The 25,867-nt window shown below is 52.7% G+C and carries 24 protein-coding genes; 14 read left to right on the top strand and 10 right to left on the bottom strand.

Going from position 1 to position 25,867, the window contains the following annotated elements; all coding sequences use genetic code 11:
- Positions 1-7: 7 nt before the first annotated feature.
- Together BOC67_RS02905 and bioD are read right to left on the bottom strand one after the other, a co-directional pair.
- The gene (locus tag BOC67_RS02905) at positions 8-592 is read right to left on the bottom strand and encodes a 5-formyltetrahydrofolate cyclo-ligase (protein WP_291907030.1); all 585 of its coding nucleotides are present in this window, start codon (positions 590-592) and stop codon (positions 8-10) included.
- Positions 592-1,230, bottom strand: a complete 639-nt coding sequence (gene bioD, locus BOC67_RS02900) for a dethiobiotin synthase (protein WP_291907029.1) — start codon at positions 1,228-1,230, stop codon at positions 592-594. Before bioD ends, BOC67_RS02905 begins: the two co-directional genes overlap by 1 nt.
- A gap of 80 nt (positions 1,231-1,310) precedes the next feature.
- Here bioD and BOC67_RS02895 point away from each other — a divergent pair, with 80 nt between their 5' ends.
- The 3 genes from BOC67_RS02895 (at position 1,311) to BOC67_RS02885 (ending at position 3,992) form a co-directional block, all read left to right on the top strand.
- Complete coding sequence (locus BOC67_RS02895; RefSeq protein ID WP_291907026.1) at positions 1,311-2,669, top strand: pyridoxal-phosphate dependent enzyme; 1,359 nt, start codon at positions 1,311-1,313, stop codon at positions 2,667-2,669.
- On the top strand, positions 2,669-3,463 hold the full coding sequence (locus tag BOC67_RS02890) for a helical backbone metal receptor (RefSeq protein WP_291907024.1): 795 nt from the start codon (positions 2,669-2,671) through the stop codon (positions 3,461-3,463). The genes BOC67_RS02895 and BOC67_RS02890 overlap by 1 nt, the downstream gene beginning before the upstream one ends.
- An 82-nt stretch (positions 3,464-3,545) precedes the next feature.
- A complete protein-coding gene (locus BOC67_RS02885) occupies positions 3,546-3,992 on the top strand; it encodes a Rieske (2Fe-2S) protein (RefSeq protein WP_291907022.1) in 447 nt (148 codons plus the stop codon).
- Positions 3,993-3,994: 2 nt separating this feature from the next.
- On the opposite strand, the gene BOC67_RS02880 is transcribed toward BOC67_RS02885, so the two are convergent.
- Positions 3,995-4,810, bottom strand: coding sequence for an alpha/beta fold hydrolase (locus BOC67_RS02880; RefSeq protein ID WP_291907020.1), 816 nt, complete (start codon positions 4,808-4,810; stop codon positions 3,995-3,997).
- 134 nt (positions 4,811-4,944) lie between these two features.
- On the opposite strand from BOC67_RS02880, the gene fbaA reads away from it, so the two are divergent.
- The 4 genes from fbaA to BOC67_RS02860 all read left to right on the top strand — a co-directional run bounded on the left by fbaA (position 4,945) and on the right by BOC67_RS02860 (position 8,743).
- Positions 4,945-6,012, top strand: coding sequence for a class II fructose-bisphosphate aldolase (gene fbaA, locus BOC67_RS02875; RefSeq protein ID WP_291907019.1), 1,068 nt, complete (start codon positions 4,945-4,947; stop codon positions 6,010-6,012).
- Positions 6,013-6,189: 177 nt separating this feature from the next.
- A complete protein-coding gene (accD, locus tag BOC67_RS02870; protein WP_291907017.1) occupies positions 6,190-7,038 on the top strand; it encodes an acetyl-CoA carboxylase, carboxyltransferase subunit beta in 849 nt (282 codons plus the stop codon).
- Positions 7,039-7,112: 74 nt separating this feature from the next.
- Positions 7,113-7,550, top strand: coding sequence for an SsrA-binding protein (smpB, locus tag BOC67_RS02865; protein WP_291907015.1), 438 nt, complete (start codon positions 7,113-7,115; stop codon positions 7,548-7,550).
- A gap of 35 nt (positions 7,551-7,585) precedes the next feature.
- Complete coding sequence (locus tag BOC67_RS02860; RefSeq protein WP_291907013.1) at positions 7,586-8,743, top strand: hypothetical protein; 1,158 nt, start codon at positions 7,586-7,588, stop codon at positions 8,741-8,743.
- Positions 8,744-8,797: 54 nt separating this feature from the next.
- Here BOC67_RS02860 and trxA read toward each other — a convergent pair whose 3' ends face one another.
- Entirely contained in the window at positions 8,798-9,094 is a 297-nt protein-coding gene (trxA, locus tag BOC67_RS02855) for a thioredoxin (RefSeq protein WP_291907011.1), read from the bottom strand.
- A gap of 109 nt (positions 9,095-9,203) precedes the next feature.
- On the opposite strand from trxA, the gene BOC67_RS02850 reads away from it, so the two are divergent.
- On the top strand, positions 9,204-9,767 hold the full coding sequence (locus BOC67_RS02850; RefSeq protein WP_291907008.1) for an isoprenylcysteine carboxylmethyltransferase family protein: 564 nt from the start codon (positions 9,204-9,206) through the stop codon (positions 9,765-9,767).
- 90 nt (positions 9,768-9,857) lie between these two features.
- Here the strand turns inward: BOC67_RS02850 and BOC67_RS02845 are convergent, their stop codons facing one another.
- From BOC67_RS02845 to BOC67_RS02825, 5 genes are all read right to left on the bottom strand, one after another.
- Positions 9,858-11,360, bottom strand: coding sequence for a RagB/SusD family nutrient uptake outer membrane protein (locus BOC67_RS02845; RefSeq protein ID WP_291907006.1), 1,503 nt, complete (start codon positions 11,358-11,360; stop codon positions 9,858-9,860).
- 10 nt (positions 11,361-11,370) lie between these two features.
- Positions 11,371-14,457, bottom strand: a complete 3,087-nt coding sequence (locus BOC67_RS02840; protein ID WP_291907005.1) for a TonB-dependent receptor — start codon at positions 14,455-14,457, stop codon at positions 11,371-11,373.
- Between the two features lie 431 nt (positions 14,458-14,888).
- The gene (aspT, locus tag BOC67_RS02835) at positions 14,889-16,607 is read right to left on the bottom strand and encodes an aspartate-alanine antiporter (RefSeq protein ID WP_291907003.1); all 1,719 of its coding nucleotides are present in this window, start codon (positions 16,605-16,607) and stop codon (positions 14,889-14,891) included.
- Between the two features lie 65 nt (positions 16,608-16,672).
- Positions 16,673-17,134, bottom strand: a complete 462-nt coding sequence (rnhA, locus tag BOC67_RS02830) for a ribonuclease HI (RefSeq protein WP_291907001.1) — start codon at positions 17,132-17,134, stop codon at positions 16,673-16,675.
- 22 nt (positions 17,135-17,156) lie between these two features.
- Positions 17,157-18,794 carry an acyl-CoA carboxylase subunit beta gene (locus tag BOC67_RS02825; protein WP_291906999.1) on the bottom strand — a complete coding sequence of 546 codons (1,638 nt, stop codon included), beginning with the start codon at positions 18,792-18,794 and terminating at the stop codon, positions 17,157-17,159.
- 59 nt (positions 18,795-18,853) lie between these two features.
- On the opposite strand from BOC67_RS02825, the gene BOC67_RS02820 reads away from it, so the two are divergent.
- Entirely contained in the window at positions 18,854-19,312 is a 459-nt protein-coding gene (locus tag BOC67_RS02820; protein ID WP_291906997.1) for a DinB family protein, read from the top strand.
- Positions 19,313-19,334: 22 nt separating this feature from the next.
- On the opposite strand, the gene BOC67_RS02815 is transcribed toward BOC67_RS02820, so the two are convergent.
- On the bottom strand, positions 19,335-20,264 hold the full coding sequence (locus BOC67_RS02815) for a bifunctional helix-turn-helix transcriptional regulator/GNAT family N-acetyltransferase (protein ID WP_291906995.1): 930 nt from the start codon (positions 20,262-20,264) through the stop codon (positions 19,335-19,337).
- A gap of 132 nt (positions 20,265-20,396) precedes the next feature.
- Here BOC67_RS02815 and BOC67_RS02810 point away from each other — a divergent pair, with 132 nt between their 5' ends.
- From BOC67_RS02810 to BOC67_RS02790, 5 genes are all read left to right on the top strand, one after another.
- Positions 20,397-21,851 (top strand): sodium:solute symporter, encoded by a 1,455-nt coding sequence (locus tag BOC67_RS02810; protein WP_291906992.1) that lies wholly within the window; start codon positions 20,397-20,399, stop codon positions 21,849-21,851.
- 83 nt (positions 21,852-21,934) lie between these two features.
- Positions 21,935-23,302, top strand: a complete 1,368-nt coding sequence (locus tag BOC67_RS02805; RefSeq protein WP_291906990.1) for a DEAD/DEAH box helicase — start codon at positions 21,935-21,937, stop codon at positions 23,300-23,302.
- A 172-nt stretch (positions 23,303-23,474) separates the two neighbouring features.
- Positions 23,475-23,984 carry a hypothetical protein gene (locus BOC67_RS02800; protein WP_291906987.1) on the top strand — a complete coding sequence of 170 codons (510 nt, stop codon included), beginning with the start codon at positions 23,475-23,477 and terminating at the stop codon, positions 23,982-23,984.
- Between the two features lie 148 nt (positions 23,985-24,132).
- Positions 24,133-24,678, top strand: a complete 546-nt coding sequence (locus BOC67_RS02795; RefSeq protein ID WP_291906984.1) for a DUF1697 domain-containing protein — start codon at positions 24,133-24,135, stop codon at positions 24,676-24,678.
- Between the two features lie 146 nt (positions 24,679-24,824).
- Complete coding sequence (locus BOC67_RS02790) at positions 24,825-25,850, top strand: hypothetical protein (RefSeq protein WP_291906982.1); 1,026 nt, start codon at positions 24,825-24,827, stop codon at positions 25,848-25,850.
- Positions 25,851-25,867 lie beyond the last annotated feature (17 nt).

Here is a 25,867-nt window from a genome sequence, read left to right as displayed (position 1 = left end):
AGTATGTTTAAGCTTCGTTATTAAATTGATAAATTTTCTCCGGAGTTACCACCGTCCGCAATGGCACATCGTATGCATCCGCATCCGGTATGGCATCGACCGGCTCAAAGAGCGAGAGGCCGATGGTATGCACATCGGGGCGGCACTGTTTCAGGAAGCGGTCGTACATCCCTTTGCCATAGCCTACCCGGTGGCCATGGGCATCAAAGGCCAGCATCGGCACGAAGACGACGTCAAGGGCGGAGGGGTCAATGCGCTCCCCGCCTTGCGGTTCCGTAATGCCAAACCGGTTTTTAACCAGGATGGTAGCGGGCGTCCATAACAGGTGCTCCATGACGCCCGACTGCATATCGGAGCGGGACAGCACCCATTGCAACTGCGGATAACGGGCTTTCAGGGCGGCGATCAGGGGCCAGGTATCCGCTTCCTTCTTTTCCAGTATGGGGAGAAAGATATGTGCGTACCGGTAGGGCGTAAAGTCCAGGCCCAATACCCGTTCGAGCAAAGCCTTGTTCAACAGGGCCGCGGCAGGTTCGTCGAGGTTCAGCCGGCGTTCCAGGAACTGTTTTCGTATATCCTTTTTAGTTGTCATTATAACAGTTGGTGTAACGAGGGGGACAACAATTGTGCCTGCTCCTGTATAAATGCCTTTCCGACAGTTGAAGCGCGCGGGATGCGGCCAATCCGCGGGATGCCGGACCAGCGGATGATATCCTCTTCGTTGGAATGCCAGTCCCCGCCGAAGATCCAGCCTATAACGGGAACGCCTGTATGTTGCAGTACGCGGGCCGTTAGCATGGCATGGTTAATACTGCCAAGGTAGTTCTGGGCGGCAATTATGACACGTGCTTCCATACGGGAGATCATTTCCAGGGTGAATACCTCTTCGTTGATGGGCACCATCAGTCCGCCCGCGCCTTCGATCACCAGGGGGCGGGCCGGGTCAAACTCCCGCAGCCGGGCCAGGATCAGGTCCGTATCAATGGTTTGCTGCTGCAGCCTGGCAGCCAGGTGGGGCGACTCCGGCGCATCCAGCGCATATACTTCAGGATGGCAGGCAGTGATATGATTGCTGATCAGGGATTGAATGGTATGGGTGTCCGTTCCTTCGGCAAGGCCCGTCTGCACCGGCTTCCAGTAGTCGGCCTGCAAGGCCTCCGTCACGCATGCCGCCGTCACGGTTTTACCTACGCCGGTGCCGGTACCGGTTATAAAAATTTTTTTATTCATCCCGGCAAAGATAGTATTTATCAGGCATGCGGGGTGAAAGGCAAAAAAACCTATCTTAGTAAAGTACAACCTCATAGAATATGAAATATTGTGAAAACATCCTCGAAACGATCGGCCATACTCCGCTAGTAAAGTTACATCGCGTGTCCGCCATGCTGCCATGCCCGGTTTTTGCGAAAGTAGAATTCTTTAACCCCGGCAACTCTATCAAGGACCGCATGGCCGTGAAAATGGTAGAGGTAGCAGAGCAAAAAGGCCTGCTGAAGCCCGGAGGCACCATCATTGAAGGCACCAGCGGCAATACCGGTATGGGCCTGGCGCTGGCCGCGGTGATCAAAGGCTACAAGTGTATATTCACCACTACGGATAAGCAATCCAAAGAAAAGGTGGACATCCTCAAGGCCGTAGGCGCCGAGGTGATTGTTTGCCCCACGAACGTGGAACCGGAAGATCCCCGCTCCTACTACTCCGTATCCAAACGCCTGGCGCAGGAAATACCCAACTCTTTTTACGTGAACCAATATGATAACCTGGCCAACAGGGATGCGCATTATGAGCAGACCGGCCCGGAAATATGGGAACAAACGGATGGAAAAATCACCCACCTGGTGGTAGCTACCGGCACCGGCGGCACCATTACCGGGACGGGCAAATTCCTGAAGGAAAAGAATCCGGACATACAGGTATGGGCGATAGACAGCTACGGCTCCCTGCTGAAAAAATACTTTGAAACAGGGCAGATCGATATGAGCGAGGTGTATCCTTATATTACGGAAGGCATCGGGGAAGACTTTGTGCCGCAGAACTACGACATGAGCGTGATTGACCGCTTTGTGAAAGTAACGGATAAGGACGGGGCAGTAATGGCCCGCCGCATTACCAAGGAAGAAGGCATCTTCGTGGGCTACTCCGCAGGTTCCGCCATGGCGGGGCTGTTGCAGCTGAAGGAACACCTGAAGCCTACAGATGTGGTAGTGGTGATCTTCCACGATCATGGCAGCCGTTATGTAGGTAAAGTGTACAATGACCAATGGATGATGGAGCGTGGCTTCCTGGATGTAAAAACCGTGAAGGACGTGGTGAGCTCCCGCCGCAACCAGCCGCTGGTCAGCATTACGCCGGATGATAAAGTCAGCGAGGCGATTGCGAAAATGCGCAAATTCGACATTGAGCACCTGCCGGTGATACAAGGCGCGGAGCTGGTGGGTTCCGTATCCGAAAACGGGTTGTTTAACCGCCTGATCGACGATGCGAACCTCAAAGACGCTTCCGTGAAGCAGGTGATGCAGGCCCCTTTCCCCGTGGTGACGGAAAATACGCCGATAGAAAAACTTTCCATGTATATCAACAAGGAGAACGGCGCCGTGTTAACCAAAGATGAAAGCGGCGATTACCACATCGTCACCAAATACGATATCATCCAGGCTTTGGGAAGATAATGGAATTTACAGATCAGTTACAACGGACGATAACATTGGAAAAGGCGCCGGCGCGCATTGTGTCGCTGGTGCCTTCTCAAACCGAATTGCTGCATAGCCTCGGGCTCGGCGAGCGCGTGGTAGGCATCACCAAATTCTGCATCCATCCGCAGGAGTGGTTCCGCAGCAAAACCCGGGTGGGCGGCACCAAAAATGTGCATCTGGACCAGGTGCGGGCTTTGCAACCGGATTTGATTATTGCCAACAAGGAGGAAAATACCCAATCCGATATTGAGACGTTAATGCAGGAATTTCCCGTGTGGGTGAGCGACATCCATACGCTGGAAGACGCGCTGGGCATGATTGCCGGCGTGGGCGCGCTGACGCAGACGACGGCCCGCGCTTCGGCGATGATTGCGGAAATTGAGAGCGATTTTTCCGCGCTGCAACCGTTGAGCGGTATCCGCACGGCCTATTTCATTTGGCGGGAACCCTGGATGGTGGCGGGTAACGATACCTTTATCCACCAGATGCTGCTGCGCTGCGGATTGGTAAATGTTTACAGCCATGTGCCGCGCTACCCTTCCATCTCTCCCCAACAACTGACCGACAGCGGCTGTGAGTTGGTCTTATTGTCCTCAGAGCCATATCCTTTCAGGGAAAAGCATATTGCGGAGCTGCAGGCGATAATGCCGGCGGCCAATATTCAACTGGTAGACGGGGAATATTTTTCCTGGTACGGGAGCCGCCTGAAAGGCGCGCCCGCCTACTTTTCCGGGCTAATCGCTTCCCTGCGGGAAGCCGGTTTCCAATAATTTTTCAGCGCGGGGCAACCTAATAATTGCGGGCAGCGTAAACAGGATAGATACAAACTGTTTCACTGCTAAATCTATTATTATGGAAAGACGCGACTTTGTTGCAAACCTTGGCATCACGCTGGCACTGGCGTGTACAGCGGGCCTGGCTGCCTGTGGCGGCGGTGGCGGAGGATATAACAACTCCAACCCTACTCCTCCTGCCGGTGGCGGTACCGCTAAATTATCCATCAATCTTAACAATGAGCTGACGGCGGTGGGCGATGCAAAAATCGGCGGCGGCGTCATCCTGATCCGCACGGGCAGTGGCAATACCGCGGCGGATTTTGCCGCCTTGTCCAGCACCTGCACCCACCAGGGATGCACGGTATCTACCTACAACAAAACTACCGGATTGATTGAATGCAATGCGCCTTGCGGCCATGGCAGCAGGTATGCTACGAGCGGCGCGGTGAATACCGGCCCTGCGGCGAGCCCGCTGACGCCTTACACCGTGACGATCAGTGGTAATATCCTGACGGTGAGTTAACCTTAGTGATTGTTCAGAAAGTCGACCACCCAGCTGGCGAAGTTGGCTGTACGAACGGTGCTGCCGTGATCGCCTGTCACGGTGGCATGGAAACCAACGGGCATCATAGCGGCGAGCGCGCCGCCGGTATCATTGTCCGGATCTTTATCTCCCCCGATAACCAATACGGGCTGCGCTATCTTTCCCAGTTCTGCGGGCGTGGTAGCGGGTTGTTCTTTTTGCAGCAATGCGAGGGCCTGCTGGTCTAACCCTGCTGCCTGTACGCTTTTGACCATAGTGGCCAGTTCAGGGATATTTTCCCCGGAGAGGGCGCGGTAAAACAGTTTACGGCGCGGCCATTCCGGATCGGTGAAGCCGGTGCCCATACCGCCCATGACGCCACATTTCACGCGCCCGTCCATCAACAGCAGGCGGGATACGATGATGGCGCCGCGGGAATAACCTACCGTTTTATAACTCCCGAGTTTCAGGTAATCGGCCAGGGCCATGATATCTTTTGCTTCCGCATCATTGGCGTAGGCGGCGGAATCATGCGGCTTGTCGGACAGGCCGTTGCCGCGCATATCCAGCGTGACCACCATGTACCCGGCTTTAAGCAGGGAATCGTACAGCGGCGTCTTGCGCCAGGAGTCCCCATTCAGGATGAACCCATGAAGTAGTATTACCGGTTCGCCTTTGCCGGCTACCGTGTAATGAATGCGGGTATTATCGAAGGAGCGGAAGAATGTTTCAGAGGAGGAAGCCGCCTGCGCAGCCGCACGGGTAAAGCCTGTGAGCGAGAGCAGGAGGGTAAATATAAGGATGTTAAAATATTTCATGTTGTATTATTCGGGGTAAAAATTACGATTATATGCCGACAAATGAAAGGCGGAGGCAAAATCTTTTTCCATTATAAATCTTCTGTTTAACTCCTTATATTTGCTTTCCTAAAAAATCAAATACATTTTAGAGTATGGGAAAATACAGAGCTGGCGTATTATTCGGCGAAGAGCTGGATGCGCTGTATAATGATGCCAAAGACAACGGATTTGCGATGCCTGCTGTGAATGTGGTGGGAACAAACTCCGTAAACGCAGTGTTGGAAACTGCCGCCAAGGTGAATTCACCGGTGATCATTCAGTTTTCCAACGGCGGGGCTCAATTCTTTGCCGGTAAGGGAATGCCTAACGACAAACTGCAGGCAAACATTGCAGGTGGCATCTCCGGCGCAAAACACGTACATGAGGTAGCTAAATATTATGGTGTTCCTGTGGTACTGCATACTGACCATGCCGCTAAAAAATGGCTGCCATGGATCGACGGTCTGCTGGACGCCGGCGAACAATTCTATAAACAAAACGGTCAGCCGCTGTACAGCTCCCACATGCTGGATCTGTCTGAAGAGCCGCTGCACGAGAACATCGAGATCTCTCACAAGTACTACGAAAGAATGGCCAAACTGGGCATGTCTATCGAAATCGAGCTGGGCGTAACCGGCGGTGAGGAAGACGGGGTGGACAACTCCGGTGTAGACAACTCCAAACTCTACACCCAGCCTGAAGATGTAGCTTATGCTTACGAGGTCCTTTCCAAAGTAGGGAACCGTTTCACCGTAGCTGCCGCTTTCGGTAACGTACATGGCGTGTACAGCTCTGGTAACGTGGAGCTGCGCCCGGTGATCCTGCACAACAGCCAGGAATATATCCAGCAGAAATTCGGCACCAAAGCTAAACCTGTATTCTATGTATTCCACGGCGGTAGCGGTTCTCCAAAGCATCAGATCACTGAGGCCCTGGGTTACGGCGTTATCAAAATGAACATCGATACGGATATGCAGTGGGCTTTCTGGGAAGGTGTGCACGACTTCTACGAAGCGAAGAAAGATTACCTGCAGGCTCAGCTGGGCAACCCTGAAGGGCCGGATAAACCCAACAAAAAATACTACGATCCGCGCGTTTGGCTGCGTAAAGGTGAAGAAACCTTCGTTAAGCGCCTGGAAGAAGCGTTCCATGATCTTAACTGTATCAACCGCAACGCTTAATTCGTTGAGAAATAATGCAGGAAACGCTCCTACCCCACCGGTAGGGGCGTTTTTCCGTTTAAAAGGTGCTAAATTTCTCTGATCTATAACGTATTATATTATAATTATTTGATTTTTTATCTAAATAATTCATTAATTCGTATCTTGCACCACTATTTTCTAATCTAACAGAAGAATATGTCAAGCTGGTTTAAGCGAATTAAACAAGGCATTTCCACCACCACCAGTGAGAAGAAAGAAGCTCCTGATGGCTTATGGCACAAATGCCCGAACTGTAAGAAAACCACCACTGTTAAGGATCTGAAGGAGCATTATTACGTTTGTGATAAATGCAACTACCACAACCGTATCAATTCTGCAGAGTACTTTGAGATCATCTTTGATGAAGGTCAGTTCGAAGAGCTGTTTCCAAATATTAACCCTACTGATTTCCTGGGCTTTAAAGACCTGAAGCCTTACAGCGAAAGGCTGAAAGACGCTCAGAAGAAATCCGGCCTGAAAGACGCCATGACCGTGGGTACAGGCACTGTGTTAGGGAACGACCTCGTGGTGGCATGTATGGATTTCAACTTCATCGGCGGTTCCATGGGTTCCGTTGTAGGTGAGAAAATTTCCCGTTCCATCGATTACTGCATTGCGAACAGGAAGCCATTGATGATCATTTCCAAATCCGGCGGCGCCCGTATGATGGAAAGTGCGTTTTCGCTGATGCAGATGGCTAAAACCTCCGCTAAATTAACCCAGCTGGCTGAAGCGCAGCTACCTTATATTTCCCTGATGACCGATCCTACCACCGGTGGCGTTACTGCATCCTATGCGATGCTGGGCGACCTCAACGTGGCCGAACCGGGCGCCCTGATCGGGTTTGCCGGTCCGAGGATCATCAAGGAAACTATCAAGAAAGATCTTCCGGAAGGCTTCCAAAGCGCGGAATTCCTCCTGGAGCACGGCTTCCTCGATTTTATTATCGACAGGAAAGAACTGAAGACCAAACTGGCAACAGTACTCTCCCTGTTCAAAAAATAACCTTTACATTGCATGCTTTATGGATTTGGAGCCACACACTGCAAATCCATAAAGCATTTTTGTAAGCAATCACTATGGCAGAATTAAGAAACAGATCGGCATATTTTGAGTACGCAATAGAAGACAAGTATATTGCCGGCATTGTATTGACCGGAACGGAGATCAAATCCATCCGTCTGGGAAAGGTGAGCTTTAATGACGCTTTCTGCTATTTCCACAAAGGAGAATTGTTTGTTAAGAGTCTGCACATCGCAGAATACTCCCACGGCACCGCCGCCAACCACGATCCCCTCCGGGAAAGGAAATTACTCCTCACCAAAAAAGAACTCCGCAAACTGGAGAACAAGATCAAGGAGAAAGGCTATACCATTGTGCCGCTGCGTATCTTCATCAATGAGAAAAGCCTCGCTAAAATGGAAATCGGACTGGGTAAGGGTAAGAAACTGCATGATAAACGCGAGTCCATCAAACAACGTGAGTCGGACAGAGAACTGAGGCGACAATTCAAATAGTTGCACCTATCATTTATCCCATAAACCCTTTTCAAGTGAAAGTTCATCTCCCATCCTACCGTCAGCTGCAAGCCCTGCTTTGCGGACTGGCATTGCTGTGCCTGTGCGCCTGCAAGTCAGGCGAAAAGCTGTACAACAAAGGCCGCTACGATGAGGCCGTGCAAACCTTCGTCAAAAAGCTGCAAAAGCGCCCCAACGACGCCAAGGCCCTGCAACTGCTGCCGGCCGCCTACCAGCATTCCCTGCAACAGCACGAAGAGCGGGTAAACCAGCTGCTGCGCTCCAACAACGAACTTAAATGGGAAAGCGTACGGTCCGAATACCGGCAAATGCAGCATCTCTATAACGCCATTAAATCCTCCCCTGCCGCCCTTACCGTGGTACAGCCGAAGGATTATTCCGCCGCCATCACCGGGGCCCAGGAAAATGCCGCAGAAGTGCGTTACGACCGTGGCGTGCAACTGCTCAACAACGGCGATAAAGCCAGCGCCCGCCAGGCTTACAGCGAATTTGCCGCCGCGGAAAAGCTCGTGCCTAACTTCCGCGATACCAAAGCGCTGAAGGAAGAGGCTTTTAACCTGGGCGTAGTGCGTGTGGTGATCAGCCAGCTGGAAGTGCGTTCCCCTTATTTCCAGTTTTCGGCGGACCAGTTCCGGGATTACCTCGTGCAAAGCGTGCAGCGGCAGAACATCAACCGGTTTGTGCAGTTTTATGACGACCGCTATGCCGCCGCCAATAACATTCCGGCAGACGAATACCTGGAACTGCGCTTCTTCGATTTTGTGGTGGGCCAAACCTATGTGGACCGCGTACAGCGCGATGTGAGCAGGGAAATACAGGATGGCGTGGTAAAGGATACCAGTGGTAAGGAGATCAAACAATATATAACGGTGAAGGCTACACTCTTTTTGACGAAACAAACCGTTGTTTCCAAAGGACTGCTGGACTACCGTATTATTGCTACCGCCAACGGGCAGACGCTGCGGCAGAACCGCATCCCCGGCAGCTTCACCTGGCTGAATGAGTACGGGTATTACAAAGGCGACAAGCGCGCCCTCAGCGAAGAAGACCTGCGGCAGATAGGCGGCCGGGAAATGGCGCCGCCACCGCCGGACCAGCTCTTCCTCGAGTTCACCAAACCGATTTACAGTGACCTGGAAAGGGAATTAAGAACTTTCTACAACAATATCTAAGACCTTCCTCATCATAAAAAAGCAGCGGTTACGAACCGCTGCTTTTTTGTTGCATCAAATATGCTGCTGCAATAAGGGCAGCAGCTGATGGGCCGGCACTACTCCACTCTGCCGCCATAACAACTTCCCTTCCCGGAAGAGTAATAATGTAGGTATGCTGCTGATCTGCCATTGGGCGGATAATTGCGGATTTTTATCGACATCGATTTTGATGATACGGAGACGGTCGCCCAGTTTGTCCTTCACTTCCTTTAAGATGGGCGGTACCATTTTACACGGGCCGCACCAGGTAGCAAAGCAATCGATTAACAGCGGCGTGGAGGATTGGATTAACGTCTGCAGATTTTCCATAGTTCCGTATTTTACCGCAATGTAAGGGATGAAGGGGAAAGAAACAAAAGCAGGCCCCCGGCAAGGTATCAGGAATTATTTGTATATTTTGGAACCTAATACTTTCGCTATGAATACGCCCGCAACATTTGTGTACTTACTATGGTTGTTCTCTGAAATCGTACTGAACCGCGTGATGCGGGGCAGCAGTTCGGACAAGACCCGCAAGGACAGCGGGAGCCTGGTGATCATCTGGATCGTCATCATCGTGAGCATTATTGCCGCTGGCAACATTGCTGCGCTGAACCGCACGCCCATCGCGCCATCCTACCAAACGATGCTGTACGCCGGCCTGGGCATCATCCTGCTGGGCATTGTGTTGCGCCTGGCGGCAGTGCTAAGCCTGGGGCAGTTTTTCACTGTATCCGTCCGCATCCGGGAAGGGCACCAGGTGAAGAAGGATGGGATGTACAAGTATGTTCGCCATCCGTCGTATGCCGCTTCCCTCCTCTCTTTCGTGGGCTATGGCATCAGCCTTAACAACTGGATCAGCCTGGCAGTAGGCGTCATTCCTGTATTTGCGGCATTCCTGTACAGGATGAACGTGGAGGAAAAAGTGCTACTGGAAAATTTCGGCAGTGAGTATAGTGAATATATGGCGAGGACGAAACGTTTACTGCCATTCGTATATTAATCTTTTCTCCCCCAAAAAAACAAGCGGTTACAAAACGACAAAAGACGCCATGACAGCGTCTTTTATCATTTAAATCAACAATCGGAATACTTACAGATTCGGGTTATTCTGCACTTCGGATAACGGAATGGAGAATAAGTAGTACTTGCTCTGCGGCACAAACGGCGTACCGTCCGGGAAGCGCAGGGTGCGGTGGCCTTTGGCTTTCACCTGTTTGAAAGTACCGTTGCCACGGGGTACATTGATCACAGAATCCGTACCGTTGTAGGCGGTGAATGCTTTGCGCACCACGGTTCCGTTGGTACGGATGATATCGGACAGGGAGAAGCCTTCGCCCCAGAGCTCCTTGCGGCGCTCCACGAGGATGGTATCGATGATATTGCCGGCGCCCGGAACGTAGTTGTACGCGCTACGGGCCGTACGCAGTTCATTCAGCCTGGCGGCAGCGGCGGCGGTATTACCGGAGCGGGCATAGGCCTCGGCTTCGATCAGCGCCATTTCGCCGGAGCGCATCAGCACGAAGTCGCCTATCAGCGCGGTTTCATCCCGGAAACGGAATTTTTTATAGCGCAGGTAACCTTCCTGGGAAGGCAGGGTATCCCAGTCAAATAATTTCGTACGTACGTCACCGTTATCGAAGAAATTTTTGAAGAAAGGATCCGCCATGAAGCTATAGTAGTAAGAGCCCGGGGAGCTTACATCCAGGAAATGGAAGTTGTAGCTGGCGTTGCTCTGGTTGGGCGTTTGCGGGTGCCCCCAGATCCATTCCGCATTGCTTACATCGTTGAAACCTTTCAGGTAATCATCCGGCGACATCAGCGGGTAGCCTACCCTGGCGGCTGCCGCTTTCTGCTGCGCGAGCGTCCACTGCTGGGTTTGGAGGTAAGCCCTGGCCAGCAGGCCTTCCACTACGTTGATATCGATTTTATATTTCTTGCTGGCATCGCCACGGCTATAGCCCTGCACGAGCGGCTCTGCTGCAACCAGGTCAGCAATGGCCTGATCGTACACCTGTTTGATGGTAGCGCGGGGATTGCCTTTGGTATCCGGCGTGGTAGGCGTCAGGTAGATAGGCACTGCCTTCGCGTTTGGATCCACGATAGGGTTGAACTGGTAGAAAGAAGCGAGGGTCAGGTAGCACCAGCCGCGGAGGGCGTAGGCCTGGCCTTTGAGGCGCGCCTTCTTGGCTTCATCGCCTGTAACGCCGTCCACCCGGGCGATGATGCTGTTTGCATTATCGATCACTTTATAGAGGATGGTCCAGTAGGCGCTCACGCGGTTTTTGGTATTGTCCACCATTTCCACAAACGTATAGGCGTCACGCAAGCCGTATTTGGTGGTGATGGCCACATCGCTGCCCATCGCGTCGCTGGCGCGGAGGATGGAGGTAAACCCCGGCACGGAAAAGGTGAAGAAGGTTTCCATGGCGTAGGACCAGGTACCATTGATCACCGTTTCCACGTTATCGGCGGTGGTAAATACCTGTTCTTCCGGCACCTGGTTGGTTGGGTTCTGATCCAGGAAGCTCTTGCTGCACGATACCAGCAACCCGGCGCCCAATATAGCGGTTAGAATATATCTGTTCTTTTTCATGGTTCAGTTTTTAGAAGCTAAGGTTAATACCAGCAGATACGGATTTGATAGCCGGATAACGGTAGTAGGTTACACCGCTGACAGCCTGTTCGGGATCCATACCCTTGTGATTATAAATGGTGATGAGGTTTTCGCCCTGCACGTACACGGTAATACCATTCAGGTGGGCTTTATCCATCAGGGCCTTAGGCAGCTGATAGCTCAGGTTCACCGTTTTCAGACGCGCATAGGATGCATCGTAGAGGAAACGGGTGGAAGCGGAAGTCCAGTTGGTATTATTGGTCGTGAGCGCCGGCACATCGGTTTTGGTATTCTCCGGCGTCCAGCGGTTCAGCATTTCGGCGGACCATGCACGGCCAAAGTTGTTACCGGTATGCATCAGGAACGGATAATCGTTGTCGAGCACCTTACCGCCCAGGCTATACGCCCACATGAAGGAGAACGACAGGCCTTTATAAGTAAAGGTGTTGTTGATACCGCCATAGAGGTCCGGCAGCGCAGAACCAGCGTAGGCCAGGGTGCCGGCGGCATAGTTGGAAGTAGTGGTTTTATTACCGTTCGCATCAATCACATACCAGAGCGGCGCGCCTGTTTTTTCATCCACACCGGCCCATTGGCGCAGGTAGAATTCGTAGATGGATTTGCCTTCCATCAGCTTCTTGGTGCCGCTGATAATTTCTTTTTGCGGGAGAGAGGTAACGACGTTCTTGTAATGGGTCGCGTTCAATTCGATCGTCCAGTTGAAGTCACGGGTGTTAACCGGCACGCCGCGTAAGGTAATATCTACCCCACGGTTACGCAGGGCGCCGATGTTACGGGCAATAGACGGATAACCGGTGGAAGGCGCCAGTGGCTGCTGATACAGGAGGTCTTTGGATTTGCGCTCAAAGAACTCCACGGTACCGCCGAAGCGGTTATTGAACATGGACCAGTCCACCCCTACGTTGAGGTTGAGGTTTGTTTCCCATTTCAGGTTGCTGTTGGCCAGCGTATCGCGGTAGGTACCTCCTTCGCCGAGGTTGCTGTTCACTACGTACAGCGCTTTGTAGCCGTAGAAGGAACCGAGGTTATCGTTACCCTGGGCGCCGTAGCTGGCGCGGAGCGTCAGGAGGTCGAGCCAGTTGCTGCTCTTCAGCCAGGCTTCTTCCGTCATTTTCCAGGAACCACCGATGGACCAGAAGGTACCCCAGCGGCGGTCAGGCGAGAACCTGGAAGAACCGTCGCGGCGCAGTGATCCGGAGAAGAAGTATTTGCCTTTATAGTCATACTCTACGCGGGAGAGGTAACTGGAGATGCTGGTTGCATCGGTATAGCCGGTGAAGCCCAGCAGTACGGAGGCGTCCGCAGGCTCGTCCAGGCCGGGCAGGGAGAAGCCGGAGCGGTTACCTTCCAGGAAGGTGAATTTGTATTTATAGGCTTCCTGGCCAGCGAGGATGCTGATATGATGTTTTTCGTCGAAAGTTTTATCGTAGGTGAAGATGTTGTTCCATGTCCAGCTGAAGGTGCGGTAGCTGCCACGCGCCACGGTACCGCCGATGGGGGCATCGAAGCCCAGCGTCGGGTTGGTATAGTCGTGGGTCATGCGCTGGGAGTAGTCGGCACTATAAGTGGTTTTAAATTTCAGCTGGTCCCAGATGGTGGCTTCGCCGTACACGCGGGCGGAGATATCGTCCCGGAGTACATTGTGTTTATCGATATCGGCGGTTTGCACCAGGTTGGTGTTAGGGTTGCTGGCGCTTGGGCGGTAGTCGCCGTAATCGAACACGCGGTTGCCGGCGGCATCATGTACATAAGCGCCGGTAGCGGGATCGCGCTGATAGATCGGGTAAAAGGACGGCATGAGGCGGCCGTAGTTCACGTAGTTATCGGAGCGGCTGTCTTCAGAAGGAGGCGCCTGCTGGTCCGAGTGTGCGCCGGCGAGGTTGAGGCCTACTTTCAGCCATTTTTTAGCGTCCAGTTCCACGTTGGAGCGTACGGTATATCGTTTGAAGCCGGAGCCGAGGTAGATACCCTGATCGTCCAGGTATCCGCCGGCGATATAGTAGCGGGATTTTTCGCTGGTACCGCTGATGCTGAGGTCAGCCTGGGTGCGGTGGCCGGTGCGTTGCATGGCTTTGTCCCAGTCGTCGTTCCAGAGGGTATGCGCGCCTTGCACGAGTTTACCGTCCGTACCTACCGGCTGCGGATAGGCGGTACCGTAAGGGTTGATGCCGAGGTCGCCCACGACGTTGGAGCTGGCGCTGGCGGCGGCCTGGGCAGGACTCAGCCCGTTGGTGATGCCGGTATTGCGGAGGGCTTCCCAGTAGAGGCGGAAGTAATCGTCCGTGCTCATGGTTTTATAATTATCCACGGCGCGTTTGGAGTACCCCTGGCTTACGCGGGCGTTGATGGTGGTACCCTGTCCTTTTCCTTTTTTGGTGGTGATGATGATAACGCCGTTAGCGCCGCGCGAGCCGTAGAGGGCGCTGGAGGCGGCATCTTTGAGGACGGAGATGGACTCGATATCGGAGGGGTTGATGGCGTTAATGCTACCGAGGTAGGGGGCGCCATCCACTACGTACAACGGATCGGAGGAGGCGTTGATGGAGCCTACCCCGCGGATGCGGATGGTAGCGTCCGTACCTGGCTGACCGCTCTGGGCGGTGCTTTGCACGCCTGCTACCTGGCCTTGCAAGCCGCGGGACACGCTGGATATCTGCCGGTTTTCGAGGGCGTCGCCTTTGATGGTGGCCACGGAACCGGTGAGTGAGTTCTTTTTACCGGTACCGTAGGCAATGACTACCACTTCGTCAATATCTTTACTGGAAGAGGTCAGTTCTACACGTATAGGCGTAGCCGTTATACCCACTTCCTGCGGTGTCATACCCACATAGGTTACCACCAGCGTGGTGGCGGCGGGGTCTTTTACTTCCAGGCGGAAAGAGCCATCGGGGCCGGTAGCGGTACCATTGGAAGTGCCTTTGACTACAATGGTGGCGCCGGGCAGCGGTTCCTTATCCCTGGCCGAGTAAACCGTACCCGTAACGGTGCGTGATTGCGCGAATCCGGTTAGCGGACCTAACAACACGAGCATAAATAGTAATAATCGTTGTAGCATAAGATGGTGATTAAGGAGGTTTAGCTGATTGATTTTTGAGCAATAATGGTCCGTTCCCTGTTACGCAGGCGTACAGCGGCACAAGCCATGCTTCCCTTTATGGTCGCAGTTAATTGTTTGTGTGGTTATTCAATATCAACAGGACATTCGCGCGCAGCAACACGACGCACATACAAAACTGTGAGGTTGGTTCAATCGAAGATGAAGGTGGTTCTGTTTCCGTTTCATTCGTTTCGTTTTAATATCCTACAAATCCTATAGACTAATGGGACGCAAAGCTAGTGGATATACCTGATAAGAACAAAAGAAATGTTAAAAAAGTTTGGAAAATGTGGATGGGTGGCGCGGGCAGCGGGTTTGGAGGGGAGGCCCCTACGCGGAGCTGATTAATTTGCGGCCATATGCGAGGGGACTTACCTGGCATATTGCAGTTACTTCCCGTGGCTCATCAACAATACAATAATCACACCTGAGGTAGTCAGGGTAATATTCGCCACCGCGTATGCCACGGTATAGCCCAGCGCCGGCACCTTGCTGTTCAGCGCATCCTGCACGGCGAGCAGCGGGGCCGACTCGTCATGCGCGCCGGCGCAGGCGCCCAGGCCAACTGCGGGATGGAACTTGAATACATATTTGGACAGGAACAGCGCGAGCACCATTGGGGTGAGGCTCAGCACAATTCCTGCGAGGAAGAGGGTGATCCCCTCCTGGCGGAGCCCTGTTAAAAATCCTTCGCTGGAAGTCAACCCGACGATGGCTATGAAAACGTGTAAACCCAGTTTGGTAAGCACCCATTGCGAGGAAGGCGGAATGAAACCGAAGGTAGGCCTGGCGCTGCGCAGCCAGCCGAAGAACAAACCCGCGATCAGGGAACCGCCGCTGGTACTGAGTTCTATCGGCACTTTGCCGATATGCCAGCTGAGCGCGCCGGCCAGCGTGCCCACTACGATACCGCCGGCCAGGTACACGATATCAGTTTCCACGCCGGTCTTTTCCTTGAAGCCGAGGAAGGATACGACCCGGCTCAGGTCCTCCTGGATGCCTACCAGTTCCAGCACGTCCCCTTTTGCGAACGTGGTGAGGGGCGATAAGGGAATTTCGATACCGGCCCTTGTAAGCCTGCGGATACTGATGCCCCGGAATACCGGATCGTTCACCAGGTGGCGGATATGATGGCCCAGCACGTGTTTATTGCGCACGTACACGGTGGCTTCCTGCACGGGGAAGGTGAGCAGCTCTACATCCGCTACTTCCTTGCCCAGGAGCGGGTCCGCCCCGATGGCGGATACTCTTTGTCCGCCTACGGCTACAATATCGCCGGCGCGCAGCATAAACTCCGGCGTCACCGGCATGAGTTTACCTTCCCTGCGTACCCGCAGCATCCATAAAATACGGCTGTTGGCTTTGAGCGAATCTTCCAGCGCTGCCACGGTTTTGCCATCGCCTACGCTTTCCTTGCTGAGCAGGTAAGCGCGGAAGGCAACCTGGTCGTAAGCGTTGTTGATAGCGCCGTCTTCTCCATCGTTGCCGGATTCAGCGAGTTCGGATTCCAGTTTTTTGGTTTCTTCTATGAGCTTTGCCCGGCTGCCGGACATGAACCAGGGGCCGATTACGGAGAGGAACCAGCTGGTGCCTGCGGTGCCGAAGATATACGTTACGGCGTAGGCGACGGGTATCTGATCCAGGAAACGGTCCTTATCCGCCTGGGAGACATGCAGATCCTTAATACTGTTGGAAGCCACGCCGATGATAGCGGAGCAGGTGTTGGAGCCTGACATGAAGCCGGCGGCGGTGCCTACTTCAAAATGCAGCAGGGAGGAAATGCCCCAGCAGAGTATCAAACTGAATACGCATACGATAAATGAAAATGCGGCGATGGGCATCCCGTCTTTTCGCAGGGCCTGGAAGAATTGCGGACCTATACCGTAGCCGGTGCAAAAAAGAAAGAAGAGGAAAAAGATAGCCTTGGAACCATCGGGAATGGGGATATGGTAAGTACCGATGGCGATGCCGGCCAAAAGCACGCCGGTTACGGTGCCGAGGGTAAAGCCTTTGATGTGGATCTTCCCGATAAAGTAGCCCACCATCAGGGTTAGCATTACAGCAATTTCGGGGTATTTCTGCAGGGTATGGATCAGCCATTCGAACATAAGAGATAGTTGAATTGTCGGAATAACTACAATTCAACTATCAAATTGGTTCTGTTTGCAGGCGATTAACCATTACCGCTTTCGAAACCGGTATCTATCAGCCAGTTGCCGCTGTCTGCGGCCTGTGTGGCCAGTTCATCGCAACGGTTGTTAAAGGGGTTGCTGGCATGGCCTTTCACCCAGTTCATTTTTACTTTATGTTTCCTGTACAGGGGGATGAACCGCATCCAGAGGTCTTTATTTTTTTTGTCTTTGAAGCCGGATTTTACCCAGCTCCAGATCCATCCTTTTTCAATACTGTCTACCACATATTTGCTGTCTGTATAAATGGAGACTTCGAGTCCGTCCCGCTTGAGGGCTTCCAGCCCGGTGATCACCGCCAGTAACTCCATCCGGTTATTGGTGGTTTTGCGGTATCCCTGCGACATTTCCTTCCTGATGTTTCCCCAGATGAGGATCACGCCGTAACCGCCGGGGCCGGGGTTACCGCGTGATGCGCCATCTGTATAAATAATGAGTTCAGCCATGCGGCGAAGATAGTGTTATTCATTAAACCTGGAATACGCCTACATTAAACTGCTGTTCGACCGGGGCGTTGTCCGCGGCTTTGATGCCTTCGGATATGCGTGACCGTGTGGCGACCGGGTCAATGATATCATCCACCCAGAGCCTGGCGGCTGCGTAGTAAGGAGTGGTTTGGGCAGTGTACTTTTCAGTGATGGCTGCCAGTAATTTTTTTTCAGCTTCCGGAGTGATTTCTTCTCCTTTGGCTTTCAGCGATGCTACCTGTATCTGTAGTAATGTTTTGGCGGCCTGCTCCCCTCCCATCACGGCTATTTTAGCGGTGGGCCAGGCATAGATAAAGCGGGGATCGTAAGCTTTTCCGCACATGGCGTAGTTGCCGGCGCCGTAGGAGTTACCAATGATGATGGTAATTTTCGGCACCACGGAATTGGATACGGCGTTGACCAGTTTGGCGCCGTCTTTAATGATACCGGCATGTTCGCTCCTGCTGCCTACCATGAAGCCGGTGACATCCTGGAGGAATACGAGCGGTATTTTTTTCTGGTTGCAGTTCATGATAAAGCGGGCGGCTTTATCGGCGCTGTCGTTATAGATAACGCCTCCCATCTGCATTTCGCCTTTGCGGCTTTTCACCATTTTGCGCTGGTTGGCCACGATGCCTACGGCCCAGCCATCGATGCGGGCGTAGCCGCAGATGATGCTTTTGCCATAGTCTTCCTTGTACTGGTCAATTTCGGAACCATCGACGATGCATTTGATCAGTTCGAGCATGTCGTAAGGTTTGGTACTTTCCGCCGGGAGGATGCTATAGATTTTTTCGGCGGGCACTGCGGGCGCTACCGGTGCTACGCGGTCAAAACCTGCGCCGGGGTTGTGTCCCAGTTTGCTGACGATGCGTTTGACCTGGTCCAGGCATTCTTCGTCGGTTTCGAATTTGTAATCGGCGATGCCGGAGATTTCCGTATGGGTAACGGCGCCGCCTAACGTTTCCGCATCTACGTCTTCCCCGATGGCGGCTTTGACGAGGTAGGGGCCGGCGAGGAAGATGGAGCCGTTGCCTTCCACCATGAGTACTTCATCGCTCATGATGGGCAGGTAAGCGCCGCCGGCCACGCAGCTGCCCATTACGGCGGCGATCTGTGTGATGCCCATGGCGCTCATGCGGGCATTGTTGCGGAAGATGCGGCCAAAATGTTCCTTGTCCGGGAAGATTTCATCCTGCATGGGGAGGAATACCCCTGCACTGTCGACCAGGTAGATGATGGGCAGGTGATTTTCCATGGCGATTTCCTGCAGGCGCAGGTTTTTTTTGCCGGTGAGGGGGAACCAGGCCCCTGCCTTTACCGTCATGTCGTTGGCTACGATCATGCACTGGCGGCCGCTTACGTAACCGATGCCGCCTACGGTGCCGGCCGCGGGGCAGCCGCCGTGTTCCGGGTACATGTCGTACGCAGCAAAGGCGCCGATTTCGGTAAAGGTGCTGTTGTCGTCGATCAGGTATTCAATACGTTCGCGGGCGGTCAGCTTGCCGCGCTGGCGTACTTTTTCGAGGCTTTTTTTGCCGCCTCCCTGTTCGATAACACCCAGCCGTTGCTTCATAGTACTGACAGCCAGACGGATGGCATCTTCATTTTTGTTGCTTTCCAGTTCCTGTTGATTCATAACCATGGTATTTTTTGTAAATTACGAATAACAAGAATCAATTCCTTAATCTTTCAGGTATGTCATTTACAAAACATGTTGCCGATTCCCTGGAAAGACTGTATAACGGAGAGCCATGGATAGGGGTCACCTTTAAAGAGCATCTGATCCGCATCGATGCTGATACGGCTGTAAAAAGATTCCGCGATTCCAATTGTATCTGGCAGATCGTAAATCACATTATCTGGTGGCACCAGCGGGTAGACCGCTTTCTGCACAATGAGGCGCCAGAGCAGGACGGGGACCTGCCGGATTTTTACCTGCCGGATAACACGGGGCCGGATAACTGGCATGGCGCGCTGGGCCGGCTGGAACATTCTTTTGCCACTACGGCCGCCACTATCCGCCATTTCCCCGAGGCGGAACTGTTTGACACGCTGCCCGGCACGGATAACCAGGCCATCTACTATCTGCAGGGCCTGATCGATCACGACGCCTATCACCTGGGGCAGATTGTGCTGCTTCATAAATACAGCTAACGGGCAGGGCTATCCGTAATTTTCAGACGAGGTCCATATCATAGCGTTGCTCATATTGCTGTTGCCCCCACATTTGCATCAGCTTCTCCCCTGTTTTCCGGAAGCCGGCCTGTTTAAACAGGGCGATGGCTTGTTCCTGCGTGCTGGTCGTCATGAGGTAGACGGTCCGGTATTGCCGGTCCCGGCAGAAGGCCAGGGCATCCCGGAGCAGTTGCCTGCCGATGCCTAGCCCCCGGTAATCGGGATGAACGAGGAACCACCGCAGCTGTGCCAGCTGCCGGGTAGCTCCCACGATGGCAATTGATCCTACTATTTTGCCGTTGGCCACGGCCAGGCATATACGATCCTTGGCAGGCGAATAGCTGCTGAGGAATTCCGCGAAAGTTTTACAGACGTGCGCTTCAAACTCCAGGTTGTACCCCGCTTCCCGGGCGTACAGCTCGCCGTGGAGGTAAATGAGGTAGCCGGCATCCCCGGGCAATAACTGCTGGCGGAAGCTGACTTCCGGCGCGGTGTTGCCATCTCCTTTGAGCAGCTGGCGGATGGCCGTCATGGCGGCGGCCAGTTGCTCCTGCTGCCGTACATTCAGGGGTTGGAGGAGTTGCAGCACATTGTCCCTCGAGGCCATTTCGAGGTCGATGAGCGTATTTTTCCCCTGTTCGGTGAGCTGCAGGGAGAAGCTGCGGGCATCCGTGCGGGAAGGGGCGCGGCTTGCGAGGCCCTGCTTTTCCAGCGATCGGATGATGCGGGTCAGGTAGCCGGGGTCCGTATTGGTGGCTACGGCCAGCTGCCCTGCGTTGGGATGTTGTTTGCTGGAAATTTCCGACAGGATGCGGATTTCAGCTGCCGAGAGTACGTGGTTACTGCGGTGCGCATTCAGCGCGGCCGCTACATTTTCATAGAATGTGTGGAATTCGGATACGGTATCGGCTATGTTATTTAAATCAGGCATAGCGGGTTGTTTATCAATAAAAATCGCCATATAAATTGACGCGGGCAAATTTTTTATTTGACCCAGTCAATAATCAATAGTACGAAAAATAGCGCTGATTGCATATATTTGAATCCTTACTAAATTGGATACATGTCGCCAGCGTTATTATTTTCGTTTGTAGTTGCTTATTTCGTCATACTGCTGATCGTAGCCTGGTACACCGGGCGAAATTCCAACAACGAGTCTTTCTTCATCGGGAACCGCAACAGCAACTGGATGCTGGTTGCATTCGGGATGATTGGTACCTCCCTGAGCGGGGTTACATTTGTGAGCGTACCCGGCGCGGTGGGTCGCGATGCCTTTACCTATTTCCAGATTACATTGGGATACCTGATCGGCTACCTGACGATCGCCTACGTCCTGATTCCGCTGTTTTACCGCTTACAGCTCACCTCTATTTATAACTACCTGAACACCCGGTTTGGGAAAGCTTCGTATAAAACCGGGGCTTCTTTTTTTATACTATCGCGTACGCTGGGCGCAACGGCGAGGCTCTTCCTCGTGGTGCGCATCCTGCAGGAAACCATCCTGCAGACGTTCGGGGTGCCTTTCATCGTTACCACGCTTATCATCCTGGTGATGATCCTTGTGTACACGTACGAGGGAGGGGTGAAAACCATCGTATATACGGACACGCTGCAGACGACCTGTATGCTGGCGGGTTTGATCATTTGTGTGGGTTATATTCTCCATACGATGAACCTCAGTTTCGGGGAGAGTATAACGGCCATGGGGGAACGCGGGCTTACGCGGATTTTTGAGACGGATCCCAACAGCAAGCTCTTTTTTGTCAAACAGATTGTGGCGGGGGCTTTTATCACGATAACGATGACCGGGCTGGACCAGGAGATGATGCAGAAAAATATTTCCGTCACCACCATGAGGGATTCGCAGAAGAACGTGGTATCGCTGGGCTTCATTATGCTGGTGGTGATTGGGTTGTTCCTCTTCCTCGGCGGACTGCTGCACCTCTATGGCGCGCAGGTGGGCGTTACGGCCACGGGCGATAAACTGTTCCCGGAGCTGGCGTTGCATCATATGCCGCCGGTGATTTCGGTTATCTTTATCATTGCGTTGATTTCAGCGCTGTTCCCCAGTGCGGATGGCGCGATGACGGCCCTCACTTCTTCCTTCTGCATTGATATCCTCGGTATTCAGCGCCGCCCTGACTGGGATGCGGCCAAACAGAAGAAGGTAAGGCAGCGGGTGCATCTGACGATGGCTTTTATTTTCCTCGTCTTTGTAATGGTGTTTGAATGGATCAATAACCAGAGCATGATCGGGGTGATATTGAAGATTGCGGCCTATACGTATGGTCCGTTACTGGGGCTGTTCACCTTTGGCATTTTCACGAAGCGGGTGGTGAACGACAAGCTGGTGCCGGTGGTATGCGTGATAGCGCCGTTGCTCTGCCTGGTGGTGGACAATAACCAGGCATTCCTTTTCGGCAAATTCCAGATAGGACTGGAACTGCTGGTCATAAATGGTTTCTTTACTTATATGGGGCTGCTGCTGATCAGTCGCCCTGCGGATTCCAGGGCTTAGGCGCTGGAATCCCCCTCCTTCCCTGCTGTAAAAACAGGCGATCCTGCAGGCGCCCGCCCGGGAGAGCCTGAAAATATTTATCTTTGCCATTCATTTTTTATAGCAGCGTAATGACTTTTCGTGATTTAAACCTGAATTCAGCTTTGCTCAATGCCCTGGACGACCTGGGCATTCAGCATCCTACTACCATACAACAGCGCGCATTTTCCGTGATCATGTCCGGCCAGGACGTGTGTGGCATTGCGCAGACGGGTACCGGTAAAACCTTTGCCTACCTGTTGCCTTCCCTGCGTATGTTCAAATTTTCAAAGGAGAAACATCCGCAGATGCTGATCCTGGTGCCTACGCGCGAGCTGGTGGCACAGGTAGTGGAGTCCATCAGGAAGCTGACCACGTATATGAGTGTGGAAGTGCTGGGCCTCTATGGCGGGGTGAACATGAACCCGCAGATGGCAGCGGCCAGGGAAAAGACTGATATTATTGTGGCCACACCGGGCCGCCTGTACGATATTATCCTCAGCGGCGCGCTGAAGATGAAAAGCATCAAAAGGCTGGTGATTGATGAGATGGATGAAATGCTGAACCTGGGGTTCCGCACGCAGATTCAAAATATAATGGATTTGTTACCGGAGAGACGTCAGAACCTGCTGTTCTCTGCGACTATCACAGAGGAGGTCGAGCAGCTGATCGAAACGCACTTCGCCAACCCTGCGCGAATAGAGGCCGCTCCGGCAGGAACGCCTTTGGAAAATATTGACCAAAGGCTTTACCGCGTCCCCAACTTCAATACGAAGCTGAACCTCCTGAAGCTGCTGATCACTACGGACGAGAGCATGACGAAGACGTTGATTTTTGCCGGCACCAAGGCTTTGGCGGACGAGTTGTACACCGCGCTGAACGAGCAGTTTCCGGACAGGATCGGGGTGATCCACAGCAATAAGGAGCAGAATCACCGTTTCAATACCGTGAACCAGTTCCAGGCGGGCAATTTCCGTTTCCTCATTGCAACGGATATCATCGCGAGGGGGTTGGACATTGCTGAGATCACGCATGTGATCAACTTTGATACGCCGGAAGCGCCGGAGAATTACATTCACCGGATTGGCCGTACGGGCCGTGCCGATAAAAGGGGTATTGCCATTTTGCTGACGAAGGACTCCGAGCAGGAGCAGCTGGAAGCGATTGAAAGCCTGATGAATTACCAGATCCCGGAAATGGAGCTGCCGGCTGACCTGGAGATATCCGACGTACTCACGGAGGACGAGAAGCCGAAAGTCCAGATGAGGAACATCCTGGTGAAGTTGCCCAAGCTGGAGGAATTTGGACCGGCTTTCCATGAAAAGCTGGCCAAAAACCAGAAGGTGAACAAGAAAATCAGCCATAAGGAGAAGATGATGCTCAAGTACGGCAAGCCCAAGAAGCGGGGCGCCAAGCCGAAACGCAAGCGCTAAGCATATTCCGTCCGATCAAGGCGCTGAAACCCTTACCCATGGCGGGTAAAAATTTTTTGTTAATGATTTATTAATTTCTAGTACTATAATGCTAGTTTTGCGCTTATGAAAAGATGTAGGCCAAACGTCAGGGTTTGGCAATATATTTTTTCATCACGGAAACGTACGTACCATGCTTATTCGTCTATTGACTATTGGTCTGATGACCACGGCAGGGTTGGCGGCGAAGGCGCAGACCAACCATCCGGACAGTAAACAGGACATCCTGGAGGCAAAGTTTACGATCCGCACGGTGAATTGCGAAAAGGATCCCAACGGCCTGATGAGCGTCAGGGTAGGCTTTCACAACTACAATGACGACAAGGATTACATCCTCGCTAAAAATGATGCGGTAGAAAAATGGGCGAACGTCTGGGAGAAGAAGATTCCGCTGACCATGAGTCCGGAAAAGTACAAGCTGGAGGACATCCAGGACACCTTTATCCGCGTGTATGTAGACCCGCCTACGCGCAACAAGCTGGACCTGGATTGCACGCTGGCCATCCGCTTTACTGACGGGGAGAAAACGAAGGTGTTTAATAAAACTTTCACCAACGTCACCATTACATCGGACACGGCTATACGCTTTGTAGAGGTAACGGACCTGTCATTGAAAAAGAAGAAACAAGATAAAGCGCAATAACGGTTTAAGGCACCCTGCCTGCGGAGAAACATCCATCCATCCATCCATTTCTTGAATTTTTGGTCATTGGCCGCTGCCCTTGCAGCGGCCTAAATTTTTGATTCTATGGCTGAAGTAATATATTTACAAGTATCTAAAGTATTTGTAAATGGAAACCTATATCGCGTTGTTACGAGGGATCAATGTAAGCGGTCAGCGTATCATTAAGATGGAATGGTTGCGCCGGCAGTTTGAGGCGATGGGATTTGAGCAGGTCCGTACGTATATCCAGAGCGGCAATATCATCTTCCTAACAAAAAAAACAACAGAAAAAACTTTACGCAAGAAGATAGAATGCACGCTGGAACAGGCACTCGGTTACCCCGTGGATGTAATACTGCGGCGCCCGAAGGAGATAGAGGCGCTTATTGGCTCCCATCCTTACGGGGAGATGGGAGCGGAAGAATCCCGTAAACTGTATATCGCGTTCCTCCACGAGCCGCCGGCTGCGGAGTTGCAGCCCCCGTTTTTAGCCCTGCAATCCCCCGGGGAATCCTTTGTTATTGCCGGCCGGGAGGTCTATATCTCCATTGCCAAAGACCATCCCAAACCGCTTTTTACCAATATGCTGCTGGAAAAGAAGCTAAAAACCGTGGCAACCACCCGCAATTGGGCCACTGTCAATAAATTACTGCAGCTTTCCGCCGAAGACTAACTTTTTTGTTAACGATTTTTAAATTTCTGGTACCTGCCCCGAAATGCAGTGTCTTTATCCCCTTGCAATAGTTGCTAATACAACTACCTGCGCCTTTGAAATTAAAGTCTCAAAATGGTGAATACCATTAAAACTACGTTCAAAAAATGAGGGAAAGAAAACTTCTGCTCCATTCAAAGGGTAAGGACTACCCTGCTGAAACAATCGTTCACGACGATCTGAAGAAATATATCTGGCGCCCGGCGCGGGTGTATCTCGACCGGGATGAACATGGCTGGGTATTGGAACAAAAGCTCGACCTCTACGGCATTTGCATCAGTAAAGACATGCATCACCTGCCAGCCGGCACCATCCTGAAAGTGGAAAGTTACCTGCCGATCCTGGCCATCAACCAGTCCGCCCATTACATGGTGCAAACCGCGGATGGGAATATCGTGGACGTGGGCAACAGCAATGCCGGCAGCATGGCGCTGTACCAGGTAGCCAAAGGCGTTAACACCACGGTGGTAGAGGGAGGCATTGCGGAAATCTTCTATATTACCATCTGGCCCAAGTATATTGACCGCATGTGCAAGACTTATCCGGAAATGAGGCGGTTTAAGCGCTGGATGGACATCAGCACTACCGACAAGGTGCAGGACCGCAACATCAGCATGAATCACATCCGGGAAGTGGCCAAACGCCGCATGCTGGAGTGCCACGACCTGCGCCAGTTCGGCCAGCGGTACATTTACCGCCACGCCGTCAATTATATGTGCAACTTCCTGAACGAGCTGATAGAAGGGAAGGGCCAGGAAATATCCCAGCTGGAAAGGGATTATGCCCAGCAGATCGCGGATGCGATTGACGGCAACCTGCATATGTTTGACATGGAGCTATACCTGGCGGAGCGGTTCCGCAAACCCTTCCAGGACCTGAACGATCATTTCCAGGCGGTGATGTACTGCTCTATTCATGATTATGTGAAGATGGAGCGTATGGACTGGGCTTTCCGCCAGCTGACCACCACTAATGACGATGAAGAAATTATTGCCGCCCTGTGCGGGTACCAGCCATCCGTCAGCGCGGATGGAACGGTGAGTACTGCTGCGAACAGCATTGCTGACTTTAAGCGGGATTTTAAGGAGTATTTCCGGATTAGCACGCTGGCGCTGCGCAATGAGCATAACTAAGCAGCGCATGGACGAAC

This window comes from Chitinophaga sp. CB10, from assembly GCA_001870995.2.
GTDB lineage: Bacteria > Bacteroidota > Bacteroidia > Chitinophagales > Chitinophagaceae > Chitinophaga.
This window is presented reverse-complemented; position numbering and strand designations above follow the sequence as displayed.